The organism is Candidatus Poribacteria bacterium (genome assembly GCA_021295715.1).
In the GTDB taxonomy this organism is placed as follows: Bacteria; Poribacteria; WGA-4E; order WGA-4E; family WGA-3G; genus WGA-3G.
On record JAGWBV010000069.1, the window covers coordinates 1 to 16350 of the forward strand.

Consider the following 16350-nt stretch of genomic DNA (forward strand, 5'->3'; position numbering starts at 1 on the left):
TCCTTGTCCAATTTTGACTGTTATCGGGTTCCCGAGATTATCCCAATACCAGATGATGTAGACCCCTACAAGGTTATCATAATAGCTGTGCCTTAAGTCCACTTGGTGTAATGAACACCACGCGTTGTTCTCACATTTCACCCAAAATGGATTCATCGTTGTTTGATTCATCATTTTGTTGCCTCCAGTTTATTGTGGCTAAATGGGTACACTCATCTGTGTTGCCTTAAAAGAAGGTTTTCACTAAGTTTCTGTCTTATATTGATCTTGTTGTGTTTTCAAAAGTTCGCGCTGATTATAGATAAATTCATCATCAGGGTTTAGTTGGATAGCTTCGTCATAATCAGCAATAGCCTCTTCATATTGCCCTAATTGTGCCTTCGCAAATCCGCGTTGGTAGTAAGCAGAGGCATCGCTAGTGCTGTGTCAAGTTGCGTTTGATAGTATTGTCAGTTGGGTTGAAGGGATTTTCCCTGTAGGGGCAGTCCCTTTCTATTTTCACTTTTGCAAATCCACGTGAGTAGTGAATACTGGCATCACCAGGTCTTCGGTAGATTGCTTTGTCATAATCAGCAATAGCTTCCTTAAACTTATGTCTTCGGACTGCTTGATCAGCGCGCATCATATATTCATCAGCACTCAGTGGTGTATATGGTGTCAGGTCATCACGTAGACTCGCGAACCCTTCAAAGTCGGGAAACAACCTTATTTCACTGATACCTGATACTTGCTTCAATTCGGTCCGAATATCTTCCTTATTACATTTTTGTATCACACACGCTGCATCTTCCTCAAATTCGTAATGTCCGAAGAGAAAAACAGATTGTTGTGCGAGAATACGGTTGTTTTGCTGCCGAGGTTGCCAATGGTACAGTTGAGGTTCATTGCTGTCTAAAAAGTAAGGAAGCGGCTCTGTGAGCGAATCGGGTTCAATTTCTATAAATCTATCCACGTCCTGACGCACCGCGAACACCTTACCATTTGTAGCGTCTGGAGTTTTGGAATCTTGCGCACACGCAAACCAGAGGGCGACTTGGGCACTGTAGGTAAAGTCTATCAGACATGTCGCTGCTTTGAAGTGTTGAAGGTCAGCGAGTATTTCCAAATCACTGAGATGCCTTCCATCTTTCTGGTCGTATCCGCGAAGCCGTGCTTCACGGATCAAAGCCGTATTAATTTCAACGAATGTTGGGAAGCCTTTGTCCTCAGAATTTTGGTCGCTTTCCGGTACTCGCCGATAAGCCGATGCTTGTATTCCATATTCTTTATTAGGAACACCTCGAAATACATAGGTTCCATTGTTGAATTGACTCGCCCATTCCAAGAAATCACTCAATGTTTCAAAAGGTTCGGATTCTGTTTTCGCCATTCAATCTGGTCCTCTCAATATGGGTTTGTCTAATTCTGTTTTTCGTGCTAGCTGGCGTTGGAGTTTATATAACCTATCACATAAAGGCGAAAAATGCAACGCAAATTTCCCTTGACAGATTCCCTTAAAACAGGTATTCTCAACAAAAATCCTCCTGTATCCCGTGAAAGCGAGCAACATATTATGCTACAGGTCCGATACGCACGCTATACCCCCCACGATGCATACCTCCGTTTGACGAATGAGCATTATATCCTCGATGTGGATAGACGCAGCGGTGTTATCAAAGGTTTATACCTCACAGAAGACGCACAAGCCACGAACTTCTTTGGGAATGAGCAGAACATGCGTCTCAACATCTGGTGGAAACAACGACACGTCCCTGAAAAAGCGCAACGGATTCCCATGCACTGCTGGACTGGCGATGTTGTGCTGAAAACGCGTCTCGCCGGTGAAACGGCGTGGCGTGCAATGCACACCTTCCTCAGCGACGATGTCCGGACAGTGACCTACGACGACAATGCCATAACCACCCGTTATGAAGGCAATTCTGTCAACAGCGGTGGACTCCAGCATCTCAATATTGAGCAACGTTATGCGTTTCGGGGAAATCCGCAGAGCGGCGATGCCATTCTATGGACAATCTCGCTGCATAACACTTCGCAGGAACAGATCGAAATCGGGGAACTCGGACTCCCTATCACACTGAATACGAACTACAATATCGGTGATGAGAAACAGGGGTTCAACCATCGGTCGATTGAGTCTACGAAGTATGTCTTTGAGCAACGCGTCATTGAAAGCTCATTTGTCTCTGGGCATTCCTCCTATATCCTTGCGACCCGTGCGAGCGGCAAAGGCGACCATTTGCTGATTGTCCCACAAGACGACACCGCACTGGAGGCGATTTCTGGGTATGGGCTTTTCCCCAACACCGAGATGATGACCGGGGCTGGCTCTATGTTTTATCTGTTTTCCGAAGCCACTGCCGAGGAACCTTGGTATAACGGGCACCGTTCGCTCACGTTGGCACCCGATGAAAGACGGACTTTCAGTTTCACGCTCTGTCGCGTCGCAGACTACACCCATGTCGGCGAGAAGTTGTATCAGAACGGGAACATTGACGTGAAGATTGTGCCGGGGATGGTACTACCTGTCGGCACGACGGCGCATCTGCTGCTCCGATGCCAGAAGCCGATTACGGCGATTGAGGCTGCCGAGGGGATTGATGTCGAACCTGTCGCTGCGATGGGAGACCGCCACACCTATACCGTCCATCTCACCACAATGGGGGAACAGAAGGTGACAATCCACTACGGAGATGGCGAGTGGACACACCTTGTATTCAACGGTATCGCGGAGATAGAGACCTTGATGAAGGCGCGCGCCAAATTCATCGTGGAGAATCAGCGTGTCGAGGATCCTGACGACCACTGCCACTGCAGTTTTCGCATCTGGAATAACGAGGATGAAAGGCTCATCGTGGAGGAGGAAGCTCCGTGCGGTTCGATTGATATGGGGGGCAGCGATGACCGGTGCTTTGCACCACCCGTATTCCTTGCCGGAAAGAACGCCTATTACCCCGATGAAAAAGAGATCCACGCACTCGACGAATTTATTGAGAAATTTCTCTATGGGAAACTACAGAACAGAGACAACTATCAGGTGCTGAATTCGCTCATCGGGCTCCGTCCGGGTTCGTGGCGGCGGTGGGATTACGTCTGGCGTATCTATAACTATCCCCACGTCTACAACATCTACTATCAGATGTATCGGATTACTTCGTTGCACGAGATAAAAACGAGTCGCGATCCGTTGTGGTATCTCAATCTCGCCTATAACACCGCACTCGCCTCTTATCTCGATTCCACCTACGAGAGCGTCTATGAGACGAAAAATTACATCGACTACCACCGCGGCAACATGTCCAAAACGCATGCCCCGATGGGTTCACCGATTCTGGCGCATCTTCTGAGATCGCTGAAGACGGAGGGCATGACGACTGAATACCGGACACTGCGAGAGGCTATTGAGAGTTGTCTCCCGTTTTTCCTTGAGGAGGAGTACCCGTTTGCGTCGGAGTATTGTTTCGATCACGCCTCGAAAGCGGCGTTGTACTATTTAGCACAGGTTGCGGACGATGAGTCTTTAAAAAAGCGTGTCGTGGCGACGATCCTCGCGAGCCGCGATGCCACACCGATGTGGTTTTCCTACTGCACAAACATGCGATACATCGGATGCTACCCAACGCCGTTGATGGCACGTCCGCTTTTCGATAGATATGAGCAGACCGGGGATCCACACTTCCTGCAAAAGGCTTACGGCGCGACTTTGGCGGTCTGGAGTTGTGTCGATCCATCTGGGAAGGGTTACAACGGTAGGGAATGGCGATTCAACCCACCAGAGAAGGGGTCACCAGAATACAACTACTATCGGAACGGCTGTTTCTCTGGTGAGGTCGGGATGGGGCTTTACGGCAACTTGAGTATGCTGAAATCCTATCTCGTCCAAGATCCGGATTTCGGACTTGTCGGCTATGGATGTGCTGTTTCCGAGACGATGGACGTTTACACCCTCGTCCCGCAGGACGGTTTGGGGGTCAGGGCAGCATTTGTACCGCTCGGTGTAACGTTGGAGACGGTGAAGGCTCGCATTGAGAAAGCGACACTCACAAAAGACTCGCGACGGTTGGAGCTTGTTTTGTCGAAGCCGTCCAAGCATGCGGAATGCGCACATGTCTCGGTGCGTGGGTTGCCATCGGGCGCGTATCGCGAAAGTGTAGGGCGTGTCGAGATCTCTGAGCAGGTTGAATGGGTGGTGCCTTACGCACCCGGACAGGATTCCGTTAAGGTGACGTTAAAGCGGTAGGTTTGCGGTTCGGGTTCGGTAGCTGCGGCTACCTGATTGCAACCCTATTGTGCCAATCCCTTTCCCACTTATCAGGCGGATAAGACTCATTTCAAATCCATTGCTGACTGCTATTCTTCTTAGGAGTGATCTCCCGATCGCGATTCTTACTGATGGCTGACTGCTGACTGCTGACCGCTATTCTTCAACCTCGCCCTTTCTTTTTAGGTGGTAGGTGCGGTTTTGCGGCGTACTCGCCCAAATGCGATCTGCATTCCTAACCGCACCCGTGTCCCACTTAATCTCGTGCGTCATACAAAAAAAGGGACCGGTCAAACCGATCCCCTTTTTATTTTTCCTAAACTTTAGATGCTACGCGGAGAGTGCTAATACTGCGGCATCTTCGTTGTCGTAGCACTCAAAGAGACGCATCAGTCGATTCAGTGCGACGAGGTTTTTGATGTGTTTGCCAGCATTGATAACCCCGATCCGCCCTTTCTTACGGGTTGCGGCGACACGTGCTTCCATAAGGGCACTCAACCCCGAGCTATCAATCCGATTGACGTGCTCGAAATTGATGAGGACACGTGGCTCGTCATACGCCTCTATTTGCGGTGAAATGGCTTTCCGTAATTCCGATGCTGAGGATCCCACTATCTTTCCACTCGGTTCCAAAATTGTGATGCCATCTTGCCGTCTAATTTGCGTTGCCATGATTTTTCTCCTTCTTCGTTTCTTTTTGAACACTGTAAATGTTGATTCACTTTTCTAACTTTTACATTATTTGAACGTTGGGTTACTGTATTTGTTTACATTAGTCAGATTTTGTGGAAAAAGGTTCGTTTTTTTACGCAGGGTCGGAAATCGGAGATGCTTTCTACAGAAAAGAAATTCCCTTTTCGCTGGCGAGGTTTCCGAGTTTCGCCTTTTTCAATTCGTAGGTTGGGTAGAGCGCAGCGAAACCCAACAATCGTCTGAATCTCGGATGACACGGATTGCGTGGATTGGGGATACCTCTGTCAGAATCAGGATTTTCAGGATTCATTGGAGGTCAGTGGTCAGTTATCAGTAAGCCGCTTATCAGGGTACGTCCGAAGCAGAAGGAACTATCGGAACTTTTCGAGTGCCCTGTCTACCGACCTAACGATGCTCCACGGCATCATATTAGGAAACAGCTCGGCGGATGTGACACCACATTCAATAAAGTCGTGAGCATCCGCATTCGATTTCGTTAGGACATAAGAAGCGATAATCAACTCTTTTTTCATGTATTCGACGTCTATTCCTCTTCTATACGCTTCGGGGACATAAGATAAACCATCAGGTGTCGGAACGTCGCCAACCGCGCTTCGATCCGTACGTATGGGTCCAACCAAAATTATACGCAGGACAAATGATGGCGATGTCTCAACAACTTCAACATCTACCAACTCTCTGAGACCGTATTCCACAGCCCCCTGGATCTGTTCTTTCATTTTTTCCTGAAAACTCTCGCTAACCTCGATATCATCGACAAGGTTCTTGACGTGGACAACATCCTCGGCGAAGAGAACATCCTCAAGATCGACAACCACTTTTATCGAAAACTGTGCGGGTACATCTTGGCTCTCAACGGGTTGCCCTGTAAAGCAAATAGCCTTTAAGAAAAATAACATCCAAACCTTCTTCATGAGAGATCGCCTTTCACACGCTTAAGAGTGGAAAGGCAGTAAGGCTGCGCTTGTCGCTGTTTTACACATACTTTTCCGTGCATGCACAGAAGTGAGTATACGCTTTGCCTGATGCCAGTTCTGACTGCCTTTCTGCCTGCGCGAAAGTCTGCGATTGGCGCGTGCTAACTTGCGTTCATATCGCTTCAGCGGGCGTGGATTCTCAAACGTTGTCCCGTCAGAACACGTCGCACCGGCTATGGGATCTATACGAGTCGCGATAACGCCGTGACACTCTGTAAACGCGACTACAATTTAGGATCTCTGACAAGTTTCTAATCTTCTTCGCCCACTGAGTGTAACAAACCCGTGTTCTCAAACACAATATCCACACTTCCCCCTTTCCATTTGGTTGAGGATGCGGTGCGTCAGTGGCTGAAACTCTAACGCCGCTATACACTCACACGCCAAGCGACTAAAACAGAACTGATGGAAACCGACCGACAAGGGAGTCCACGTGTGTCTCGTGGAGCATTATAGAAACCCACAATCGCGACACTGCAAAAACCGTCCTGTAGGGGAAACCCGTCTTGTGCCTACCCATTACCCTTGTAGGAGGGAACTCACGAGAAAGTCGTCCGACGAAGTCCCTTCGTGGGACGCTTTCGCTCGATTCCCGACTCCCAGTAATCCCGAAAATCCTAAAATCCTGTAAATCCTGATTCTGACAATCCCGACCTTTTAATTGGCAACAGCAATACAAACCTGTTATACTTTTCTCGGAGGTGCACACGAAAAACCACACAATGCGTCATACGATACTCGAACCCCGCACAAAAATCCTGATGATGCTCATCAGCGGTTGCCTCGGCATTCTGCTCGACAGCCCGACAGCACTGCTCGTCTGTTTCGTTGGGAGTCTCACGTTGGTCGCACTGTCTGTCCCGACGTGGCGGCAGATCGCGTTGCTCTGCGGTTTCCTCTTCTTCACGACATGGGGGCTGATTTACAGTCAAGCGATCTTCTATAACGAATTTCCACGCACTGTGTTGTTCACGCTTGTGCCTGCCGACCTACCCCTCATTGGGAAAATGACGGGCGGAGTTCGCGTCTATCGAGAAGGACTGTTCCACGGGATCGTCCAATCCCTCCGTTTCAACACGACCCTCGTCATCGGGTGCTTTATCGTCTGGACAACGCAACCCCGTGATCTGCTCCTCGCCTTGACGCAGTTGCGTGTGCCTGCGACCCTCGCTTTTATGGTAACGACGGCGTTACATTTCATACCTGTGATTGCGAATGAGGCAGCCGCTGTATTCAGATCGCAAAGGTTAAGGGGGTTCCGGTATCTCCGTCTGAATCTTTTTGCAACCTGCCGCGGCGTTGTCAACAGTTTCCGTCCGATCTTGGCGGGTAACATCCGGCACGCGACACACCTCGGCGAGTCCGTTGAAAGTCGCGGGTTCTCACCGGAGATGGCAGCACAACGGACATCGTTACGGGCTTTGAAAATGGGTGGATGGGATTACAGCCTACTCACGGTGTTGTTCACCTGTTTGATCGGTGTCGTTGGATTGAAGCTGCTCTATTTCTTCTATGCGAACGGTATCTATTACGCCTCGTGGTTACGGCATGCGTATACCTTCACCCGCGAGGTACTTTAATTTACTTTGCGGTTAAACACGTAGATTTGAGCCGTTGAAGTATCTTCCTTAAATCCGCCTCCATTTCATTACTGGCTACATGCTTTGGCTCATAGTTCAACGCAATTCGCTGTCTTTACAGCAGTTTCCAAGTTTCAAAGTGTGCTAAAGTTGGCAAGTTTAAAGAAACGTGCATGCGACTTTACAACTTGTCACCAGAAACGGAGCCTGCAACAACGGCGCAGGCGGATAGGTGGAAGGCACTAAACATGAAACCTACTCTATTACTCCGCAAGGTAAAATTAAAAATCCGCAAGGTAAAATTAAAAATTAACGTCCGACTTCCCACGCCAGATGTTCCAATTCCGGTCCAATCAGTTTTTCCCATGCCAATTGCACAGCAGCAGTCGAGCCGGGTGTAGAGATTACCACTTTTCCGCGGTAGACACCCGCTGTCGCGCGTGAGAGCATCGCCGCGGCACCCACCTGATCGTAGCTGAACATCCGAAAGAGTTCACCGAATCCGGGCAAGGTCTTTTCCAGTTTACGATCGAGAATATCAAAAGTAGTGTCGCGTGGTGCGATGCCGGTACCACCATTGAAAAGGATAACCTGGGCATCGCTCTCCGCCATTGTATCCAATACGTCAGCGACTTGGTCGGGTTCATCTTTTATGATTTGATAAGCGACGACCCTGTTGCCCTCGGCAGCGAGTTGTTCGCGTAAAAATACGGCGTTTTTATCTGTTTCAGGGGTGCGCGTGTCGCTCACAGTGACGATCGCGACGGCGATGGGTCCCTGTTCGGTTGCCATTTCTCGATGCTGTTGTGTACTTGTAGAAGTTGTTGACATTATAGGTGTGTCATCTCCTTATGATTGTTAGTTTTTCAATCAGTTTTGGTCCCGTGATAGTGGGACATCCCGTAAGGAAAACCTTAGCGTTGCGTTCGGTCTCCTATCGATATAACAGTCAGGTGCGGCATCGTCTGCCACAGCGGGATCGATAAGTTCGATGTGATAGTCTGTAATCTTCGGACTGCCGAGGTCAATCCACGCCTCTATTCCTGCGATAAAGCGGTCGACAATCTGCGGGTTACCGTAGGCATCCACACGGTTTTCGGGCTTAGGCTCGATGACGGAGCGAGGAACACATAAGCCAGGTAATTCCCTGTCCAGCAGGACGGAGTTCATTCCCCTTTGCTCTTGATATTCCCAAAGCGTTTCCATCGGTTCTCCGTTAAGGCGAAGATAGAAGGCACAATCGGATCCCACGTAGGCAGGGAGCGGCGTGAATGTCGGCTCCTCTTGCAATAACGCTGCTATGACTGGGTCCGAAGAGGGTTCCAATGGGTACTCGGAGGAAGATCTAAAGTTTCCTTGCAAGTTCATGAAACCAGCCCATTGCGTGAATTTTCCTGTCAATGTGTTACCTTGTTTGTGCAGCTGAAGGATTGGATCTCCTGCGCCTCTTGTCTTAAGCGGCATCACCAAAATTCCATCATCTGCTAACGATTCAATCCATGCTGGCGGAATGTCCGGAGAACCCACCGTAACGATTATCCGATCAAAGGTTTCCCCGTCCCATCCGAGTCCGCCATCACCCGCTCTTAGGTTGACACGATTGAATCCAGCAGCACGCAGATGTTTTCGGGCTTTCTCTACCAAGTCGGTCTGGAGGTCAATGGAGTAGACGAGACTTTCGTCCCCCACGCTAAACGCGATCAATCCAGCGTTCCATCCGCTCCCCGTTCCAATCTCTAAGACCTTACATCCGTGGGTCAGTTTGAGATCGTCCAACATGCCGAAGATAAGTGAGGGTTGGGATGCGGCACTGTGTGGGGCTTCTCGGATCATCAAGCCTCTGTTGGAGTAGATGACTTCCAACTGTTCTGCTGTTGGTATGGGTGATTCGACCTGAACAATCCCGTCCGGTCCCTTACCATCGTAGTATTGTTCAATGAAGAGGTGGCGCGGTACATTAAAGAGAGCCTGTTTTAGCCAATCGGCGTTGAGATCAAGACGGCTCATCTTCGCCAAGCTTTCGTGCATGCGTTCTATATGAGCGTAAAGTGTTGAGTCCATTTACTGATTCGGATAGGTTCTATTGAGATGTTTCGGCATTGTAAAGAAGCGTCCACCCGTCTGTTCTGCGAGGGTTTTCTGAAAATCTGTGGGACCCGGATGTCCGATAACGTATGCCCGGATACCTAACGACTGACACAGACGCAGTGCGCGTTCGGGCGGATATTTGCCTGTTGTCGGTTCATCTGTCAGAATGAGCAGGAACCGGCTCGCATACGGACTGAATTTAACTCTCGGTACACCTTCCACAATTGCGTCGATGAGGTGTTCGTCTCCGCCAAACGGGTCTTCCATGTAGCTTTCCAGCATAGTTTCATTGAGCGGCATCTGCGTCACAACCGCACCGTTGATGACCTTGATGGCATCTTTCGCCTCGGCGAAACGGATCAGTCCAATCCGATATTTAATCGGCAGGATGTCTAACCGACCCATAAGCGTGCTTAAACCGAGCATGATCGCTTCGGATTTGCCGCCCATACTCCGACTGTAATCGAGCATCACTACAATGTCCACGACGGGTTCAAATCCCCTTACAGCATTGTCAGGAGAGGCACTGAGTGCTGCCCCGTCATAGATGTTCAGACGGTTCTTTTCGCTTCGGATGGTATACATGCGACGACGGGTCGAGTCGTTTATGAGCCATCTGTTGCCACGCTTTTGTGTCATTGCAGTGAGACTGCTGGAGAGATTCCAGCTTTCAGGATAGATGCCCGCAAAGACGTTCAATTTATCGCCCTGTTTGCGGATGGTGTAGACGCGACCGTTCGTATAATCGGTAATTACCCACAAATCCCCCTTCTGTTTCTCCCAGACCATGGAACTCCCAAATAGATTGTCGACACCCGCTATAGAGACACCGTTCTTCTTGAATTCACGTTGCAACTTTTTCATCGGGACATCGCCATCTTCGAGGAGCACCTCGAATTGCGATTCCATACTGAAGAGCAACCGCCCCCCGTTTCGGCGAATGTCTTTGACAATGTCCCGAAAAACCTTCATAAACGACGCATTCGCGACACGATCGCTTGGAAGCGTCGACGCCTTACCGAAACCGCCCGGAATCGGTTGCCAGAGTCCACCCGTCGTTTCCGCTAACTTTTGTTGAAACGGTTCTGGAGCGCCGAGGACGTTCACACGGATCCCCTGAAGTTGATATTCTTTGATAACCTTTCCCCGCATATCCTCGTGAGCACCGTCCTTTCTCATGTGTGTCGATGCGGGTTCGTCTGTTACGAGAATGATGTATTGATCGGCATCGGCATGGAAGTCGATACGGTAGGGGGTATCCATGAGTGCGTCGAGTGCATGTTCGTCGCCACTGAGGGTCGCTTTTTGCATCCGTCTGCGGAGCATACCGACATCGGGTAACAGCGTGCGGATCTCCAATCTTTGACCTTCGTGCCTGACACTGAACTCCGACATGCCGAGGTGATATTCCAGATTGACGAGATCGAATTCATCGGTCATAGCAAATAGATTTGCGGCGACTTCTTGGATGTTATCGCGCATGCTCGCGCTTGTGTCGATGACGAAGACGACGTTCACCTTGTCTAACTCCCGTGTTCCGATGATGTGGTCAGCGATACGTTTGAGTGCTTTCGCAAACGGGTTGCTGCTCCCTTTACCAGTGCCTTCACCTTCGCCGTCGCCATCACCGTCCCCGATAGTCCCAATTTCAGATGCACCCGTGGATTCGAGTCTGTGGAATCCGCCACCGCCGTCCCCTTTGACGCGTTGTCGCAGGCTGTCTACACCCGCACCTGCGGTCGTTTGAAACGGGCTCCCCACCTCTTCTGAGATCGGTGTTTCTCGGCTATTAATTCGTTCTGCGTCTGTCGTCACGTCGGGGAGTGTCGTTTCAAGGTCGGACACGGATCGCGTTGCGCTGTGTAGGAGTGCCTCTTCCGATTGGCGCGTGGTTTCCTCGATCAAATTTGCCGAAGCTACGAGGTCGAGATGCCGTTGATTCGTATCGGTGGACGGATCTGTTTGCTGTGGCGTTCGTAGTTTTTTGGGGGGCGGTGGTTTCAGGGTGCGTCGTGGTTCCCGAAAGGCTTCTGGATTGATGAGTTCCACCGCCAGCGCGTCTTCACCCCTGTTCTGACTCGGCGTATAGAAGGAGAACATAAAGGTGATGGCGAGACAAAGATGGACGACCCCCGCAAAGAGCAGAGCGCGCATGGAACGCTGTCGTCTATAGGAACGGTTCATGATGTTTTCTCCATTTCGATATAAATCTGTTTATCCGTCAATCCGATCAGGACTATTGGCTATTAGTCTGTCAACGTTATTTTCACTTTTTGTAGGTGTTTTTGATTGGGTATTTCCTGCGGGTAGAACGGAGTGAAACCCGACAAAATCGGGCGAGCACCCCTATCAGTTTAGATGTGACAGACTACTATTCTGTTGAATCTTCAGTTTTCCCCACGTGGTTGTTAGCAACTCGGGTTGCGGTGAAACGGGGAGCGCATACGCCGGGTCAAACCAATCGTTCGCACGACTCCAGCTTTCAATATGTGTGAGTTGTTCTGGCTGATCATGGTCCAAAGGGATTTTGAAGATTTGGCCGTGATTATTTTTATCCAATTGATCATAGATGAGTGCATCGCCCGACGGTGACCAGACCGGTGAGTCAGCTCTTGGTCCTGCCTCATTTACAATTTGCTTGAGTCCCGTCCCATCACGGTTGATAATGTAAATGGTCTGTTTACCAAAGAACCCCACGAAAGGAAAATGGTTAAGCCAGGAAAAAGCAATTTTATCACCTGTTGGTGACCACGCGGGCCACCGCATCCACGGTATTGCATCCTCAGGAAGAAGTTGTCTTTGTTTTTCTGTCCGGAGATTGAGCAGCCAGATTCGATTATGTCCGAGCTGACCGGTCATAAAAGCTATCTCGGTCCCATCGGGAGACCAGTCAGGCCGGGTCCCTCTCACGATTTGCTTCTCATTTTTTCCGTCAATTGTAGCAGTATAGATAAACCATCCGTCAAGTTCACGGCGTTGGTAAGCAATTTGCTTTCCATCCGGCGACCATGTTGGATGTTGTCTCTCCGCGACTTTCGTAAATACCCGCTTGACATTTGCACCGTCCGTATCCATCAGATACAAGTCTCGCACCCGAATACGATCTGAAGAAAAAAGGATCTGCCGTCCAGTGGGCGACCACATTGGTTCAATATCGTCTGCGCGATGGTTGGTAATGTTCACATGTTGGCTGCCATCTGGGTTCATGATATAGATTTCCCGATTCCACTTTCCATTTGTTGATTTTACTTGTGTCCAGAATAAAATTTTAGCGGTTGTGGGTGCCTTTGCGAAAGTAGAGAAAACCTTTGAACCTATTAGATCAGCACTGAAAAAGAAAAATAGACAGAGCAGTGTACATCTCATAAGAAATTCCATTAAAAATGGATGGCACTTTGATGGTTATCTTGCTTCATTTTTGAGTTTTTATCGCTCCCCACGTCGTGGTTAGCAGTTGCGGCTCTGGTGAGACGGGCAACGCATACGCTGGATCGAACCAATCCCCACCAGAATTCGCTTGAAAAATGTGACCGATGTGTGTCAATTGGGTAGTCACGCCACTATTGACATCAACTTTGAAGATGTGTAAGAGACCCTTAATTTCTTGAGTATAAAGGACTTCTTCGCCATTTGGCGATATTGCAGGTCCTGATGCCTGCGGACCGGCTTCCGCAACGAGTTGTTTGAAACCACTCCCATCGCTGTTCATAATGAAAACGGTATGTTTATCCTCCCATGCCTTGTGCAGTGCCCTGGCTTCCTTCAGATCCAAACCATTGAGGTCAGGTAATGGGTGCTTGTTCCCAATAAAAGCGATTTTGTTTCCCACGGTCGACCAAGACATCTGCCATTGCCGATCTACTATTTTCCTTGATAAGGGGCGTTTTTGTGTTCCTGTGCGAACGTTGACAATTTTAATTTGGGCAGATATAGAGCAGGCAATTTCCGTCCCATCGGGCGACCACACCGGATTATGGGCGTTCATGATGAGTTCCTCCTCGTTTTCTTCTCCAAGTGTAGCAATGTAGGTAGGGTACTCGTCAATATCCCAGCGTAAGTGCATGTAAGCGATCTGTGTGCCATCGGGTGACCATGCCGGTCGTCCTCTATAAACTTCCTTCTTAAAAACGCGTCGGATATTGGATCCATCAGAATCCATCAAGAACAAATCTCGCACCCCATCGCGATCGGAGATAAAAAGGATTTGCTCACCTGTGGGGGACCAGACCGCACTCAGATCGTTTGCGGGGTGGTGTGTGAGTCTCACCTGTTCGGAACCATCCGGGTTCATGGTATAAATTTCACGATTGCCATCGCGTGTGGAGGTAAAAAGGATTTTAGAGGTTGTCGGTGCCTCTGCGAAAATCGGACAAACGTTTGCATTCAACGTCCACAGAATAGATATAGTAAAAGCTAACAACCGAGTCGTTTTCATACAATCCACTTCCTTCATAGAGGGTAGGCACAAGACCTACCTCTATAGTCTGGACGACTATTGTTTTTTGACATCTCCCCACGTCGTGGTGAGTAATTGCGGTTGTGGCGAAACCGGTAACGTATACGCAGGGTCAAACCAATCCCCACCAAAATTCCTTACCCCAATATGCGTCAACTGCGTTTGAATCCCCCCGTTCACATCAAGTTTGGAGATTTGCATAAAACTATTAACATCCTGTGTATATAGAAGTGCCTCTCCATTTGGTGATAACGTAGGATTCCGTGCAGCGGGACCGGCTTCATCGACAAGTTGTTTGAGATCGGTACCGTCGCGATTCACCATATAGATTGTCTCCTTCGCCTTCCATACCACAGGAAAAGGGTCAATCAGTGGATTGTGATCCGGCGGTAACGGATTCTTATTCCAAGAAAAAACGAGTTTGTCCTCAACGGTGGACCAAGATGGATCATTTTGCCAATCCATCGCTTTTTTGGGTAGAAGTCGTTTTTTCTTTCCTGTGTGAATGTCGATAAGTGTAACTCGCCGGGTATGCCCAATTCCTTCGAGGTAAGTCGTATAAGCGATTTCCGTCCCATCCGGTGACCACGCCGGGTAAAAGCCTTTTACAATGGGTGACTCTTCTTGTTCGCCTAAGGTCGCGATGTGGATAGTGGTTTTTAGCGTACCCAGGTCTATGTACTCGTAAGCAATCCGTTTGCCATTGGGAGACCATGTCGGATGATTTCTACTCGCTTCTCTTTTGAAAACGCGTCGAACATTCGACCCATTAGGATCCATCAGGTACAGATCGCGGTCCTCAAAGAATCGGTGACCGTCGCGATCGGAAACAAAAAGGATCTGTTCACCAGTCGGAGACCAGACGGCACTCATATCGTTTGCGCGGTGTTGTGTTAAGTTTACCTGTTCAGAACCATCAGGGTTCATACGATAGATTTCGTAATTGCCATCGCGTGCGGAGGTGAACAGGATTTTCGGTGTTGTCGGTGCCTGCGCGAAAAGCGGAGAAACGCCTGCGTTCAACACCAATAAGATAGATATGGCAAAAACTAACAGCTGTATCGTTTTCATACAATATCCTTTCGTGAAGGGTAGACGCAAGATCTCGCCCTACAACTTGGACGACTCCTACTTTTTGACGTTTCCCCATGTCGTGGTTAGCAACTGGGGTTGTGGCGAAACGGACAGCGCATATGCCGGATCGAACCAATTGCCGCCGAAATTCCACTCAGTATGCGTCAATTGCGTCCGCACGCCACTATTTAGATCGATTTTGAAAATTTGGAATCGTCCCATAATTTCCTGTGTATAGAGGAGTTCATCTCCGTTTGGTGATAACGTGGGAATTTGTGCGTAATTGCCGGCTTCATCGACAAGTTGTTGGAGTCCGGTGCCGTCTCGGTTGATACTGTAGATGGTCTGTTTATTTTTCCATGCGAGAGGCGCGCGATCAATCCGTGGGTTGAAGTCCGGTGGAAACGGGTGCTTGTTCCAAGAGAAAACGAGTTTGTCACCGGTGGTGGACCAAGATGGATGATTTTGCCAAGCCATTGCTTTCTTCGGTAGAAGAAATTTATGTTTTCGTATGTGGATATCAATAAGTGAAACTCGACGGACTTCCCCCCATCCAGGGACGGGTAAAGCAGTATAAGCGATTTCCCTACCATCGGGCGACCACTCTGGACCAAATCCGTTAACGAGGAGTTCCTCTCCTTGATGTTCACCTAAGGTTGCAATGTTGATATAACTTTCGCCCGCGTCCCAATTCGTGTATGAGTAGGCAATCTGTTCGCCATCTGGCGACCATGTGGGTGATGTTCTCCAAGGTTCTACTTTTTTTCTGAAGACGCGTCGGACATTGGATCCATCTGGATTCATCATATACAGGTCTCGGACACCCCTACTACGATCGGAGACGAAGAGAATTTTCTCGCCAGTTGGCGACCAGATAGCTTGCAGATCATTTGCGCGATGTTGTGTTAGGTTTATCTGTTCGCTGCCATCCGGATTCATGATGAAGACTTCGTAATTGCCATCTACCCCGGAGGTGAACAGGATTTTGGATGTCGTCGGTGCTTCTGCGAAAAGCGCGGAAGTACTTACATTCAGCAGAAAAAGAACAGATATGGCAAAGACTAACATTCGTGTCGTTTTCATGAAATGTAACTCAAGAAATCAAAATGCGTTTTCATAGTATATACGCCTTGTGCTAATTGTTTTTCCTTGATTTGAGAGCAGATAGGTTTTGTTTTTCTGTGAATGTATCCACCCTTATGT

14 protein-coding genes and 1 pseudogene are annotated in these 16350 nt (G+C 49.0%); 2 read left to right on the forward strand and 13 right to left on the reverse strand.

Translation table 11 applies throughout. The features are described from left to right. Positions 1-243 precede the first annotated feature (243 nt). Together J4G07_16510 and J4G07_16515 are read right to left on the reverse strand one after the other, a co-directional pair. Positions 244-417: pseudogene (locus J4G07_16510) on the reverse strand (tetratricopeptide repeat protein). Beyond that, a complete protein-coding gene (locus J4G07_16515; GenBank protein ID MCE2415590.1) occupies positions 416-1369 on the reverse strand; it encodes an FRG domain-containing protein in 954 nt (317 codons plus the stop codon). Before J4G07_16515 ends, J4G07_16510 begins: the two are co-directional and overlap by 2 nt. Positions 1370-1462: 93 nt before the next feature. Here J4G07_16515 and J4G07_16520 point away from each other — a divergent pair, with 93 nt between their 5' ends. After that, positions 1463-4237: a hypothetical protein gene (locus tag J4G07_16520; protein ID MCE2415591.1), complete on the forward strand. Its 2775-nt coding sequence runs from the start codon at positions 1463-1465 to the stop codon at positions 4235-4237. 351 nt (positions 4238-4588) lie between these two features. On the opposite strand, the gene J4G07_16525 is transcribed toward J4G07_16520, so the two are convergent. The 4 genes from J4G07_16525 to J4G07_16540 all read right to left on the reverse strand — a co-directional run bounded on the left by J4G07_16525 (position 4589) and on the right by J4G07_16540 (position 6180). Beyond that, positions 4589-4930: an STAS domain-containing protein gene (locus J4G07_16525; protein ID MCE2415592.1), complete on the reverse strand. Its 342-nt coding sequence runs from the start codon at positions 4928-4930 to the stop codon at positions 4589-4591. A 163-nt stretch (positions 4931-5093) separates the two neighbouring features. Beyond that, positions 5094-5261 (reverse strand): hypothetical protein, encoded by a 168-nt coding sequence (locus J4G07_16530; protein ID MCE2415593.1) that lies wholly within the window; start codon positions 5259-5261, stop codon positions 5094-5096. Between the two features lie 61 nt (positions 5262-5322). After that, positions 5323-5886 carry a hypothetical protein gene (locus J4G07_16535; GenBank protein MCE2415594.1) on the reverse strand — a complete coding sequence of 188 codons (564 nt, stop codon included), beginning with the start codon at positions 5884-5886 and terminating at the stop codon, positions 5323-5325. Positions 5887-5907: 21 nt separating this feature from the next. Then, positions 5908-6180 (reverse strand): transposase, encoded by a 273-nt coding sequence (locus J4G07_16540; protein MCE2415595.1) that lies wholly within the window; start codon positions 6178-6180, stop codon positions 5908-5910. A gap of 491 nt (positions 6181-6671) precedes the next feature. Between J4G07_16540 and J4G07_16545 the strand changes: the two genes are divergently transcribed. Further along, entirely contained in the window at positions 6672-7529 is an 858-nt protein-coding gene (locus J4G07_16545; GenBank protein MCE2415596.1) for an energy-coupling factor transporter transmembrane protein EcfT, read from the forward strand. A gap of 309 nt (positions 7530-7838) precedes the next feature. Here the strand turns inward: J4G07_16545 and J4G07_16550 are convergent, their stop codons facing one another. The 7 genes from J4G07_16550 to J4G07_16580 all read right to left on the reverse strand — a co-directional run bounded on the left by J4G07_16550 (position 7839) and on the right by J4G07_16580 (position 16230). After that, positions 7839-8360 carry a molybdenum cofactor biosynthesis protein MoaB gene (locus J4G07_16550; protein ID MCE2415597.1) on the reverse strand — a complete coding sequence of 174 codons (522 nt, stop codon included), beginning with the start codon at positions 8358-8360 and terminating at the stop codon, positions 7839-7841. Positions 8361-8399: 39 nt separating this feature from the next. Continuing rightward, positions 8400-9590, reverse strand: coding sequence for a methyltransferase domain-containing protein (locus J4G07_16555; protein MCE2415598.1), 1191 nt, complete (start codon positions 9588-9590; stop codon positions 8400-8402). Then, positions 9591-11801, reverse strand: a complete 2211-nt coding sequence (locus J4G07_16560; protein MCE2415599.1) for a VWA domain-containing protein — start codon at positions 11799-11801, stop codon at positions 9591-9593. It abuts the gene before it with no gap. Between the two features lie 165 nt (positions 11802-11966). Further along, a complete protein-coding gene (locus J4G07_16565) occupies positions 11967-12983 on the reverse strand; it encodes a PD40 domain-containing protein (GenBank protein ID MCE2415600.1) in 1017 nt (338 codons plus the stop codon). A gap of 46 nt (positions 12984-13029) precedes the next feature. Further along, entirely contained in the window at positions 13030-14052 is a 1023-nt protein-coding gene (locus J4G07_16570) for a PD40 domain-containing protein (protein ID MCE2415601.1), read from the reverse strand. Positions 14053-14109: 57 nt separating this feature from the next. Continuing rightward, positions 14110-15144 carry a PD40 domain-containing protein gene (locus J4G07_16575; GenBank protein MCE2415602.1) on the reverse strand — a complete coding sequence of 345 codons (1035 nt, stop codon included), beginning with the start codon at positions 15142-15144 and terminating at the stop codon, positions 14110-14112. 57 nt (positions 15145-15201) lie between these two features. Then, positions 15202-16230, reverse strand: a complete 1029-nt coding sequence (locus J4G07_16580; GenBank protein MCE2415603.1) for a PD40 domain-containing protein — start codon at positions 16228-16230, stop codon at positions 15202-15204. Positions 16231-16350: the final 120 nt, after the last annotated feature.